Here is a 13737-nt window from a genome sequence, read left to right as displayed (position 1 = left end):
GCCTTATGACACACCCAGCGCCTTATAAACTGCATCAACTGGATCGTTGTAGAAGCTCACCTGAAACTTCGTAAAAGTTTCTGCTGGAACACTTGGAATATCAGACGCTGACGCCATTGGTAACAAGGCCTTTGTAGCTCCTGCTTCTAAAGCGACCTGCATACTAGAAGCCAAATCCTGCACCGGGTTTACAACACCGCCCAATGTCATGCTACCCAAAACTATCATTGACTCCTGTATCGGTTTGTTAAGCAGAATTGAACAGCTAGCGACCAAAGACGCAAGGCTCGCACTGTGGCTGTTGCCACTGTTCTGTAGGTCGACAAAATGCAGATGAAATTCATGCTCTGAGTACTTCGTATTGGCGGCGATACGGTTGAGGTTGCCTTTGAAATACTCGAATCCTACCCTCACCTGTTCCTTCGCAGTGCTATCGGACCCGAAGCCTGAGGTTGAATGCTTTCCATTTCCTGCTGTCATTTGTGTTTCGAGTCGAAATACGCCCAACTTGCCTAATGCACCTTCAGTAACAAAATGGACTACGCCGGGCTTGGGAATTCCACGAGGAATAAGTTCTGAACCGCCCTGTTCTGGTACCCCAACGAAAAACTCCTCATGAGATTCGTTGTCGATGTAACTGAAGTTCACATCGAAAAATTCCATTCCACCTATTTTCTTTAGCTGCTCCTTTACCCTGCGACGAACTTCTAAGGCGTAAGTTAAGCACACTCTAACGTCTTCTTTGTCGTACTCAGCATGTGGATGTAGCAGCTTCAACAAACCTGAAGTTGTTCTGCGAACACCGATTACATCACGTTGATTGAGGTTGTTGCCAAGCTTAAAGTACTTGTCGATTGCGTCGGAGAATGTAGTTTTGCGCATTTCGCGCATGTACTCAGCAAGATAATCGGTAATCAACCCGAACCTGTCAGTGAAAAATTCAGGTCGCATTTTAGGTATTTCCCACCCCGGAATATAAGCATGAAAACGATCAAAGTACGCAGAATCAATCATTTCGGGGGGAAATGGCGCCAATAGGTGGCTCGTTTTAACCAGCGTTTCTACACTGTGGTCAATATTACCTACAAACACCATAGAAGCTTTTGCCTCAATCGAGTCTCGACCTCGGGAGAAAGAGCCTGATGCCATGTAGTCTTTCATGATTTGGATGCCGTCTTTGTCTTTAAAACGTATCCCTGCTACTTCATCAAAAGCAACGACATCCCACATACCCACCAAACCTATCTGGCGTGATGACATATTATAAAACAAGTTAGCTACGGTAGATTGTCCGCCAGAAACAAGTAACGAGTTTGGAGAGCATTCCTTGTATACATGGGACTTACCAGTACCTCTGGGACCAAGCTCACAGACATTATAATTATTTTCAACAAAAGGAATCATACGCGCAATTAAATGCCATTTTGTGCGTTGTTCAAGGTTTGATGGCTCCATGCCTATCGAGCGAAGTAGTAAATCTATCCACTGCTCCGTTGTAAAGTTTGAGCGTGCACTGTAAATCTCGACCATATTCATAGATGGCATTTGAATTGGCTTTAAATTCAGAATACTAAACGGCGATACTTTCTGGCCCTCCTCATAGAAGTAACTGATCGTGATGATGCACCAGATTCCTCCGGTCAAAAGCTTCTCATTCTCTTTGACTATTTTATTCGGAACGACCGCATCTTTGATACCGAGGTTGGAAAGGCTCGCCTCATAAACATCTTTTTTCTGATTAAGCTTTACAGTAACTTTATCTATTACCTTATGTGTGCCTTTTTCCCGAATCAACGACTTTGCTTTTTCTGCTTCATCAGGACGAACATAGTTCTCGGTCAGGATCTTTTTGACGTTTTTCAGGCCCTCTTGAATAAGTTCGTCGTCAGCGGCTGAGCAGTACATGCCTAGTAAATATTCAAGTACATATACGGGGACGTTCGCCCCCTCTTTTAACTGTTTAGTCAGGTCTTTCCTGACGACTCTCCCTTTGAACTCTGTGATAAGTAACTCATCCAGATCCTGGCTACGGATATCACTTGCTTCATTATTCTTGATAGTCATTTACCCGTATTCTCCCTAGAAAAAGTCATCTTCAATGGCCAAGTCAATCGTCACTGTATGTGTTGCCATAGACTGACTGGCATCAGTATCTTTCAAAATCAGTTTGTAGCTCAGGTTACGGTCAAAGCCGCTACCTTCAAGCTTCATCGACACGTTACGCTTGCGCTCATCTAACTTGTCGGACGTGGAATCAAATAGCACTTTTTCGACAGCACTCATTCGCATGCCTTCCGGCGATTCAATCCAAAGGTCCAGCTCTCTGGCTTTGAACTTATCGCCCACAGCATCGGTTTGCAGGAGCTGAATACGGTCAATGTTACTGACGAGCCTCACCGGGCTATTTAATGGCACAACGCCCACTTTTTGTTTCGCGTGTTTCGTTTGAGCTTTTGTGTCTAACTCCCGCACATGCAACACTGGCACACAGATTTCCTGAGGCATGATCCCGCCGTGTATAAACTTGGCTCCCCCCACAAAGTTAAACCGATTACTGCCACGCGGTACAATGAACTCGGCATTATCGCCGCTCGCCGCATCAATTCCAGCAGTATTGGCTAAACGTCCCGTCCAGTAATAACTAGTAGCAGGTAACTTGGTGCCGATTACATAGCGTTTTTTAGCTTCGACTGCGCCATCAGGTTTGACCCCGTAAGAGGTCTTATCCGAATCGGTCACATCGGTCATTTTAAACAGGAACCCGTGATCAGCAGTCACAATAACGCGGCTACCATTGAGGCGGTTTATTATGCGAGACACCAAGTTCTTAATTTCACTAATCGCATTGCGGGCAGCTTCAAAGGTCAGGTTCTCAGTAACGTGTTTATCACCAATCGCGTCAATGTTGTCGTGATAGATGTAAACTACCTCCAAATCCCGAACTTTCTCACGACCTTCCTGATTGGTCCAGTTCAACACATCGTTTGCTTTAAACGCTGCGCCGTTGTGCTTAGCCAATATCTTATTGCGGTTTTCTAATCCATGCACCGATAAGCCATCAGCGCGGTATTCCACTGTTGTACCTAAGTGGCTGGTCATTATTTTATGTGGAAGCAAGCTTCCCATCCCCAACTGGGTGTAGCTGGGCACCACGCCTAGTTGAGAGTGAAGCTTTGCCTGGTAACGCTTTTCATCATTGATCTGCTGACCAATTTCATTCGCCACTTCATAGCGAAGAGCATCAGATATAATAACGAATACACGCTTGACCGGCCCATTGCTCAAAAGGTTTTCAACCTCATGATTAAAGAACTCCTGCTGGCTATTAACATCAGTAAGTTTCCAGCTATCTAATAATGACTCGTTATCAACCAGCTTGCCCCAAACGACAGCGAGATCATGCAAGTACCAGTCAACGTAAAGTCGCTCGATGTCGTCGACCAGCCCGGTAGCTTTCAGTAAGTCACCGCCGTCTGTCTTATTGAGCTCAATACAGTTCTCACAGAATACCCGGTACGCAAAATCAAACTGGTACAACTCTTCGGTATATGCTGCGTACATCTGCTTACAACTTAGAAAATCAAAGCCATCAGCATGCTTTTCTTTTAACTCATAGAAATGACGTGCGGCTTTAAGTGCCTTATACATAGGTGCAAAGTTTTCGGTAGCTACACACCAATGGCCACGCAGGCGCGTTTTTATCCAATCGTCGACCTCTGTGCGCGTGAAAGCAGGTAAGTCTTTGGCAAGCGTCTTCAGTAATTGTTGGTCAGCTTCTTTGAATGTTTCAACGTGTAGCAGCTTCTTTGGGTGAGACAGTTCGGCTAATTTGCTGGATATTTCAAGTTCCGCTGCAATGTCACTTGCAATTGTATTATAGCTTGATGCCAGTGTTCGGTTCTCTCGCCAGTTTGCAACAAAATTGATAATACCTGCGCGTTTTGCTGCACTATTCGCCACCTTACCCTGCAATGTGGAAGAGAGCTGGTCATAGATGTCCCGGTCTACTTTCATAGGTAGAATATGCGCTGACAGGCTTTGACCAAACTTGCTGGTCACTGCATCTACTCCAGCGGACTGTATTGCCTGGAAGCAATCAGTCACCAACAGTTTAATCAACAATATATGTAAAGAAGGCTGTTTATCTTTATCAGCATCGTTGTCTGAGATGCCGTCGCACTGCCATAGCGATGGTTCAATGTAACCGAATTCCGCAACCACAAAGCCCCAAAACGGCTTTGCTAGGTCGTATTTCTCCAGCTCATCCAGTAACTGCGTCGCGTCTTCAGGCTTGTTGGCATAGGCATCAAATAACTGATGGATCACAGCACTGAAACTGACGGTTTCTACTTTCAGCAAGACAGCTATCAGCGCAAGCTCGAGAAGCTCTTTGCCAGCATTTTCCGGAAGTAGTTTTTTTAATTTGTTGTAACGCTGCTTATTGCCAAAAAAACGCTTGTAGCGGCTGATATCTTGCCTAAACTCCATACGCATACCCAGCTCATTCAAAATAATGGCACTGGAGTCTGCGTAAAAATGTGAAGCATACTGGCGTATATCATAGAGCCAGTCCCGCTTTGGGGCATTTATTGACGCATTGCTATACAGCAGAAATTTGTCCAGGGGCTGCTTAAGTTCAAGTAATTGTTTTACTTCTAACTCGGAGGCATTGCCCAGCTTTAAAAATTGAATGCCGTCTTCTCGCATTAATACAGCAATATCATCTATCTGATCAGTGAACTCGTGGTCTTCGTCCTGCCAAAATACGATGCGTGAGCGTGCAAATTTTGAGAGGATACCCTTTATAATTTGGTCAAAATTCATTAACTAAACAGCACCTTATTTTCTTCTAGCTCTTCACCACAAACTTCACAAAATTGCGCATTTCGGTCGTTCCCTGCACTACACTCGTAGCATACGCTGATATCTTCTTCGCTTTTTAATAGTTCAGTGCAAAATGGGCAGTCAAGTTGATAAACTGACACTATCGAATCGCAGACTGGGCATACTGCAACCTGTTCGGTATCCCAAAATTCTCTGCGATTTTCCATAACAGGCCTTACACGTTCAAGCACACCAAAACGAGAAAGGTTTTGACCGTAATCAAGCAGCAGTGTCTCTGTCTTACCTTTGTGCAAGCGTAACCCACGTCCAACAATCTGCATAAATAGAGCGGCGCTGAGTGTTGGCCGTGCCACGACAATACACGCGAGCCGCGGTGCATCCCAGCCTGTGGTCAGAGTTGCTACATTCACAATGCCATCTAACAATCCCGCGTCAAAATCATTTAATATTTGTTTTCTGTCTTGCTTGGGAGTTCTGGCTGTTATGAGGGGGTAATGAAAGCCCTGTTCAGCTAAAAGCTGCTCAAAGATTTCCCCCTGCGCTACTGAGCTGGCATAAAACACAGTGGGCATATTAGCCGAAGTTTTAGATAGCCAGTCAGTCACTATGTTCTCTACCAGCTTCTGACCGACCGTTACACGTTCAAGATCTGTAGCGTTGAAGTCGTGCTTGGTGACCCGAACTGTAGAGGTATCTGCAATGCCTGCACTATTTACCTTTACTGCGTGTACAGGACAAATATACCCGCTATTGACCAGTTCATCGATGCGTTTTCGAAATATTAAACTGGAAAAAAAAGCAGCCTCTTCCTCACCGTAGATTTTGCCATGCACAGTGCGAAACGGCGTTGCAGTAAACCCTATAACTTTCACGTCACTGCTGAAAAGCCGAATTGATTCCAGTATCATTTTATAACGCGTAAGCTCGTCGGGTGAAATCAGATGGGCCTCATCCACTATCACCAAATCCCATTGCGGGTATTGGCTGATTTCACAGTAAATTGTGTCGCGACTCGCCGATGTGATGGGCTTTATCTCTTTTCTGCCTAGTCCTGAACAGCAAACACCAATATCAGCCTGAGGACAGATCCTTTGAAGTTTATCCGCATTCTGAGCCACTATTTCCTGCGTATGCGCTAAGATTAGCACGCGTGTTGCTGGTTTAATTTCCACTAACTGGCGAATAAATTCAGAAAATATAACGGTTTTGCCACTGGCCGTCGGCAGTACACACAGGCCACTGCTTGTACCTTGTTGCAGATAAAACAGCAACAGCGCGTCGACGGCTTCTTTCTGGTAGGGACGTAGGTTCATTCAATCGAGCTTTTTGTGAATTAGCTGAAATACTTCCCAGGCAAACTGTTCTCGGCGTTTTTTCTTTAGCTCACTGTAGGCTCTGGGAGCAGATAACTTCTTATCTTCGTAGCGATATAGCTGATATTCACCAAGTCCTTTCAGATCATGCTTTTCAAAATCTATCTTTGACAGCATAACAGGCAACATTGGCTTTGCATTTTCACCTATAAAGGCCGGCAGTTCCGATTCAGATATAAACGGGGAAGCGAGAAAAGCGGGAGAAACTAACAGTAACCCAATATCCGCTTTTTCAAGAGAGTCGAGTATTTGCTCTCTCCATTTCTCACCAACATCAATGTAATTATCAAACCACAAATCAAACTGATAGTGCCTCGACGGCAACAGCAACTCTTCCAGCAGATCGAGAAACTCGACCGCAAGCTTTTTATTGCGATGCGCATAAGATACAAATACTGATATTTGCTTCTTGCTCATTTACTTCACCGCTTTGCCATGAATGGCTTTTACATTGGCGAGTAAGTTGCCAAACTTCCCATAGTTAGCTTTAACGCCATCATCCAGATCTAGTGAAATGCGCATCTCTGCATAGTGCTTAAGTTCTTCGTCAAATTTGCGCAGTTCAGCCTGCTTTTTCTCTATGGTTTTTATTTCTTTTTCGATACGCCGCTGTTCTGTGCCTGTTGCTTCAACTATTTGTTCCGACAGTGAGTCGTGCTGAGACTCGTATTTACTCATCAAAGGTATGAAATATTCGGTGCGCATACGGGAAAGCGTACCTTCACTGTAGCGGTGCAAATAAACCAAGCATTCGAAGGCTTTTTCTTTACCAGAACTAATTAACCAATAAACAGGACGCTGTTTGTAGGTTTTACAATGGTTAGTAAAAAACTGACTAGAGAAGTAGCGACGGATGGTATCCGTAGAAATCTCCCCCGCTTTTGGCTTAATAGCGTGTAAACACAAACTGTCTGCGACAAATGTAAGGTTTTCCTGAAGAGTGTCTTTGCCCCATATTCCTTTCACGAAGTCGCTAAATCTGGCCGTAGCGTCATCGTTAAAAAGCCATGATTCAGTAGCTAACGGAACAATACCATCATCATCGGGCAAAAAATCGCCGTAATAATCTGAAGTGTATGTTTCTTTAAAGTTTTCATTTGCTGTGCCGGCATAAACCAGACCTGTTGTTAAACAGCTAAAGCGGCCCATCAAGCATCCGACAAAAAAACTTATTAAACCCTCTATTTGGTTTGACTGGTAAGTGTCAAAAACCTTTTTCTTATCTTCAGGCGTGATAGCACTACTCGATTGTATACCTTGGGCAACATAGGGGTTTGAATAAAAAGATAAGTCACTGATTGCTACAGGCGATATTTCGCCCTCATCCAGCGAATAGCTGGCATTAACATGCTCATTAAGCATTGACTCGAACGATGCAACTTCGGATGTAAACTGGCAATGTGATGCTTTTAATGCAGTGAAATCATGTGCAATGGAGTCTGAGCAAGACACACTCTGCTCAGCAAGCAACACCTGAGTCGTAAACCCTGTTGAAGTTTCAACCGAATGCCAGTCATTTTTTGCATAGTCGACTAGCGTAGCAGTAATACCTGCGATTGCCTCTTTCTGACTGCTTTCAATCGGTAATACCGCTAAATCACCGGCCCGGATTGACCCCAAAACCCCTTCGGGATAAACCGTTTTAACCAGTTGATCAAACACAGTAGAATTCATTAAACCAAGCTGGAACAAGCGATTTTGCTTACTGGTATCTGAGCCAGAAGATTCCATAGCAAAGCAAGGGCCTGAAGGATCCGATATACAACCGGTGGGAACTTCTCTTGCATTAAACTTTGGCGATAGTGCTGTCCAGGAGTTTGATACTGCCGGAACTACTTGCCCTAATCCTGCTATGTCGTTATTCGCACTATTCACATAGCTATTAAGGTTGCCATACCAGCGCCGATATTCACCGCCCGAAACGATGGGCCTCCATGAGCCACCAGTGCCAACATTACTGGCATCCAACTCCCACCAGTAGCGTACATATTTGTCACGATCGATGTTCTTGCCCATTGGTAATGTCGCAACGCTCAATTTAAAAGGCTGGCCTTTTTTAAAAGCTTGCTGTACCCCTGATGAAACCCAATAGGAAAGCGGCTTAGTGGGAACAACCGACATTTTGGCCAATGAATTAGTAACGTATCTATCGTTCTTTGGTGGAAAGTACCGCGGCCGAGGTAACACACTCACTTCTTTTTCACCATCGGTATCATCCACGATGATGTTATCTTCAATATCCGTGTTTTCGACAAAACAGTAACGCGCCTCAAAATCAGGTAAGTGGCTGTTTCTGATCACGACCGCATTCATTTGATGCAGATCAGGAATAACGCCTCGCCCCATATGTACAAGCGTCGCAACTGCATGCTGGTTAAATAACAGGTTACGCATTTTTTCGTAGCGCCCCAGAAAAAGCCAACTGTCTTTAAGAATTAGCGCTGCAAAACCATCGGGTTTAAGCAAATTTAGCGTGCGGCTAAAAAACATTGTGGCCAGATTACTTTTGGTTTCGGGATAGTCTGTCTTGGCCACGTCTTTTAGCTGTGCCAATGAATCAGCGGCCCCGATAATGCCAAGATTAGGCGGATAGGTGGCCACCACATCATATTTTTGCGTTAATGCTTTTATCAAAACACGTTTTTGCTCTGGGTCGTAGTCTGAGCGTTCAACCTCTTTAGTAGAGGCTATGGCCCCTAAGCCACCTAACTTACCTAAGTTTAAAATAGTAGGCTTGTACCCTCTGGTTAAAAACCGCTTGTCTTCAACACCTGCTCTTAACACCAATAGTAGCGATGCTACCTGCACTGCACGTTCGTCAATATCCAAGCCGAACAAATTATTGTCGAATATGGCCTGTGGAATATCCCTGTTCCGATACCCTTTTTCTAAATAAATACGGCTTAACAAATCATAGGCCAGCAATAGGTTTCGGCCACTACCACAGGCAGCATCCAACACTTTAATATCTTGCGGGTCGGCCTGCGTCCCCTTACTAACTTTTGCGATATGCGAGCTAACATGTTCGGGTTGTGTTGGTTCAGCCAGGTAATAACCTAGCCCATCCGTCACCCTGGATTCGGGGCATAGTTCTTTCCACCGCCGCGCCAGCGCATTTTCTACCATATACTGGCTAAGCCATGCGGGCTCTGTTACTTGTGTTGCTTTCGCCAGTTCGGTCAGACCGATCTTTTTGGGTAACTCTTTTTTTATATCTGCATAATAAGCCGAGAATAATTCACTGAATACATCAAGGGATGTCCAGTAATCCTCCTCCAGGTTATCGACGAAAAAGCGAATGATCGACTGACTACGAGTTAAATCGTTAGGCAATAATTCGTCTACCCAACCTTCACTTTCAGCAAACAAAAAAGGAAAGCTTTGCGACAATTGTCGACACTGGCCCAGCAGCGCCAAGCGAAATAACGCTTCCTCTTTATCGCCATCAAGCTGCAATGCAATAACATCAGGCTTATCAATGGAAAAGTCTTCGCATAATTCGTGTAAAACAGCGGTGATTTGAAAGCTTTCTGCCAACGTTGGGTGCGATAATACTCTGTATCCATGGCTTAACTTTTCATTAAGTTCCAGGTATCGAATAACCCCTAACCGATTAAACCATGTGTAAGCCGCTTGCTCTATAACCTGCTCTTCGCCAATGTCGGTTATCTTAGCAATTAGCGACTGGCTTTTATCAATTTGGTTCAGTCTTTGACTGATCGCTGACTTAAAAGATATCCGTGCCTCACTCGCGTATTTTTTAATTTTTTTAAGTTCCATCATTCACCTTCCATTTTATTGGCGCTTGGCTCAGCTAATCGAGTGCATATCTCTTTTGCACATAATCGCTTCGCACTTTGTACATGCTATTTTGCTGCTTTACCGTGAATGGCTTTTACATTTGCCAGTAAGTTGCCGAACTTTCCATAGTTAGCTTTAACGCCGTCATCAAGATCCAGTGAAATGCGCATCTCTGCATAGTGTTTAAGCTCTTCGTCAAACTTGCGCAGCTCTGCTTGTTTTTTCTCTAGATCTTTAATCTCTTTTTCGATGCGACGCAGCTCAGTGCCAGTGGCTTCAACCACTTCTTCCATTTTCCTACTTAGCTGGTGATCATATTTGCCCATCAACGGCGTGACATACTCGGTACGCATGCGTGACAGCGTGGCTTCGTTGTAGCGATGAAGGTACACCAAGCATTCAAAGGCCTTTTCTTTGCCCGAGCTAAACAGCCAGTAAATTGGGCGCTTCTTGTACATTTTGCAGTGATCAGCAAAAAACTGCGTGGAGAAGTAGCGACGAATCGTTTCCATCGAGCTTTCACCCTTTTTGGGTTTGATAGAATCTAAGCAAAGGCTTTCAGCAACAAAATCAAGGTTTTCTTGAAGACTATCTTCTCCCCAAACGGTCTTAACAAACCCACGAAGCCGTATAGTCGCGTCGTCCTCAAATAGCCACTCCTCAGATGCAAGAGGGATGATACCATCCTCATCAGCAGGGAAAGTTTTATATGCGGCTTTTGCTAATAGCTGTCTGAAACCTTCATTTCCGCCATGAGCGTAAACAAGCCCTCCAATGTCTAGAGAAAACCTTCCCATACTACAACCAACAAAATAGCTTATAAGTTCAGTTAACGTATCTGAAATTAGTCTTGAATCAGATTCACTATTTGGGTATCTAAATATAATATTTTTTGCTAGTGTAATTTCATTTATTGGAGTTGTATGTTCTAAAACATCTACAAGCCCATAACTTTCAATTACTGTTTTGTTAATATCTTCCTCGATCCCCCTCAGGGTCTCGGATTCATTTTTACAATAATCTAAATAATTGTCGAATGAGGCATTTATCAATCTATCGCTTTTTATTATTGGTGATTCGACAAAGTCTCTTGATGTTTCAAAGTCGTCCCAGTCTCTTTTGCTTACACTTATCGCTTCATCTACCAATTTAATAAATTCATTTGAATTTTCAGGATAAATAATAGGAAATTTCTGTAGATCACTTGCTTGGAAGTTGATTGTTGGGTTTAGCTGTTGAATTAATCCTGAAAGCTTCGAATTTAAGAGCCCAAGGAATATTTTTGTGTCTTTAGGAAAAGCAGCTGTACATGCATCCGCATATAGCTCTGTTGCTTTTTTGATACGAAATCCCAAGCCACCTGAAGTAATCCTAGAAGTTAGTAGCCCCTCTTCAAAATATGTATTCTCATTCTTCACTACTAATGCATAGTTTCCATTTAAGTACGGATATTTATTAACGACGTATTCTTTAATTTCAGCGCCGTTATTAAACCAATTTACCACATGCTCAACATTCCCATACCATTTCCTAAACTCTCCGCCTTTAGCGTATCTAAACCATTTATTTGATATTGCTGAAACTTCCCACCAATATCTTAGAAATTTTTCAGAGTTACTTGTCTGAAGTCCAGTTGATCCTTTTGAGAAATCTAAAACACTTTTATTCGATGAAAATAGCTCTCGAAAAGAGTCATTAAACCAGTAAGCAATTGGGCTTCCGGGAATTTTGGAAAAGCTTTGTTGTGCTGTATGAGAATGTCTAAATCTCTTGCTTTTTAATGAAATTTGCTTTTCTTTTTCGTTTCCACTTATAAGTCTGAAGAAGACTGGCTGAAAACTACCTAGATGATAATTCCCAATGACCCAAGCTGTAGTTTGGACAACTTCACCAGATATCTGTCCAAATGCTCTAGCCCCTAAATGAGCCATAGTAATAAATGTTTTCGTGCTGAGGATGTTACTCCTCAGCTTTTCATAACTTGACAGAAACATCCATGATTGCATGTTCACTTGAGCATTAACGCCAAATTTTGAAAGCCAGAAAAACGCTCTTTCCATAAATAATGCAAAAAGATCTGATTTAGAGTAAGGGAAATTTTCTTTAGCAAATTTCTTCAATAGAGAGTTCATCCCTTTGCTACCCATATATGGTGAGTTAGCAATGACGGCACTATATTTCTCAGCTAACACAGTAGCTTGCTCAATCACAGGTAATAGCTGGATTGCGGCTGCAATTGCCGTCGGATCAGTGCCTTGCAATTTTTCTAGCAACTCATCTTTAAATTTCTCAAGCGTTGGCAGGTATTGATGATCAATTTGAATCAATGAGCCTAACGTTTTCGCCTGTTCAAATGACATAATCAGGTATTTCAGCAAGTCGTAGTATTCGGCGTAGATTCCCGCGTGCGCGGGAATGACGTTTGTAGATTCTGCGAATAAGTCACCACTGCTGCCTTGTTTAGCTTTGCCGTCTAAGTTCAGTGCTTGCCAGAGAGATGCGCTATCCCAGCCTTCGGTTGACTGTAATGCATAAACGTTGAGTTTTACGCTGCCATCCTGAACGCGCTGGAATATACGTCGGTCGTCTTCACGGGCTTTCATAAGAAGTGCAAACCCAGTGAGCTGCGCCGCGCGGTCGTCAATATCCAACCCGTAGATGTTTTTGGTGAGGATCAGCTCTGGAATTTCGCGCAGCCGATAGCCCCGTTCTAAGTAAATTTCGCGGAGCACTTCATACATTTCAACGAGGATATGGCCCGAACCACATGCAGGGTCAAGTGCTTTGATTGATTCCGGGTCAATACGGCTTGGCGTAATAGCTGCTAGTTGAGCGTTTACCTCATCGGTTTGTTCAGCAGGCTCAATATAATATTCCATCTTGGCTTTGATGGACGAATCCGGATAAGTAGCCAGCCACTGACGACCAATGCTGTTCTGCACCAGATATTTAACAATCCAGTTTGGCGTGAACAGCTGAGTTGCCGCCGGGATATCCTCTGATTTAACCACCTTGCCAATAACAGCATCTTTATGCTCGGAAATATAGAACTGATAAAGCCAACCGATGACTTCGATCTGTTCCCAGTCTTCTTCAGGAATATCGTTTACCAGCCCCTTTAGAATGGAATCGGTTTTGGTAAGGTTATCAGGCAGCAGCAACTCGGTTGCATCATCAATGGCCTCGAATAAAAACGGCATAACGCTATGCAAGTGATGGCACTGGCCAAGTAATAACTCACGGTACAACACTTCCTGTTTATCACCGGATAATTGCCATTCGATGATTTGTGCTTTATCCAGCCCCAACATATCGGCAACATCTGCCGCATGGTCTAGGATTTCCGGCAAACCATCTTGATTGCTTGGGTTACTTAATACCCTGAAGCCATGCTCAAAGTAGTCGTGAAGCTCCATATATCGGAGCGCAGCAAGACGGTTAAACCATGTATAAGCCATCTCGCGAACAAACAAGTCGAAACGCTCTTTATATGTCGCTAAGGGCTTTTCTTCTATACGCTTTTCAAGCCGCTTGCGCTGTTCACCCTGCTGTTTAGTAAAGGCATTTCCTTCAATAATAGCCGTGCTGCCCTGAAAGCTGACTGGCACAATTTCATCTTCGTATATGCCAAAGTGAGCTGCACGTTTAGCTACCGCCTCCATAAACTGGCTACGTGCTGTTGGGGCATAAGCTTTTAAGTTCTTGGTATTCATATTTA

At 43.8% G+C, this 13737-nt stretch carries 6 protein-coding genes; all 6 read right to left on the bottom strand.

Annotation, left to right across the window (positions count from 1 at the left end; genetic code table 11):
- Positions 1–3: 3 nt before the first annotated feature.
- Positions 4–2064, bottom strand: a complete 2061-nt coding sequence (gene brxL, locus IE054_RS02465; protein ID WP_189403484.1) for a protease Lon-related BREX system protein BrxL — start codon at positions 2062–2064, stop codon at positions 4–6.
- Positions 2065–2079: 15 nt separating this feature from the next.
- On the bottom strand, positions 2080–4824 hold the full coding sequence (pglZ, locus tag IE054_RS02460; RefSeq protein ID WP_189403483.1) for a BREX-1 system phosphatase PglZ type A: 2745 nt from the start codon (positions 4822–4824) through the stop codon (positions 2080–2082).
- Complete coding sequence (locus IE054_RS02455) at positions 4824–6158, bottom strand: DEAD/DEAH box helicase (RefSeq protein ID WP_189403482.1); 1335 nt, start codon at positions 6156–6158, stop codon at positions 4824–4826. The genes pglZ and IE054_RS02455 overlap by 1 nt, the downstream gene beginning before the upstream one ends.
- On the bottom strand, positions 6159–6635 hold the full coding sequence (locus IE054_RS02450) for a toll/interleukin-1 receptor domain-containing protein (RefSeq protein ID WP_189403481.1): 477 nt from the start codon (positions 6633–6635) through the stop codon (positions 6159–6161). It abuts the gene before it with no gap.
- A complete protein-coding gene (gene pglX, locus IE054_RS02445; RefSeq protein WP_189403480.1) occupies positions 6636–10001 on the bottom strand; it encodes a BREX-1 system adenine-specific DNA-methyltransferase PglX in 3366 nt (1121 codons plus the stop codon).
- An 83-nt stretch (positions 10002–10084) separates the two neighbouring features.
- On the bottom strand, positions 10085–13732 hold the full coding sequence (pglX, locus tag IE054_RS02440; protein WP_189403479.1) for a BREX-1 system adenine-specific DNA-methyltransferase PglX: 3648 nt from the start codon (positions 13730–13732) through the stop codon (positions 10085–10087).
- Positions 13733–13737 lie beyond the last annotated feature (5 nt).

Source organism: Alteromonas halophila, assembly GCF_014651815.1.
Classification (GTDB): domain Bacteria; phylum Pseudomonadota; class Gammaproteobacteria; order Enterobacterales; family Alteromonadaceae; genus Alteromonas; species Alteromonas halophila.
The sequence above is the reverse complement of the archived record's forward strand: the minus strand, read 5'-3'. Positions and strand labels throughout refer to the sequence as shown.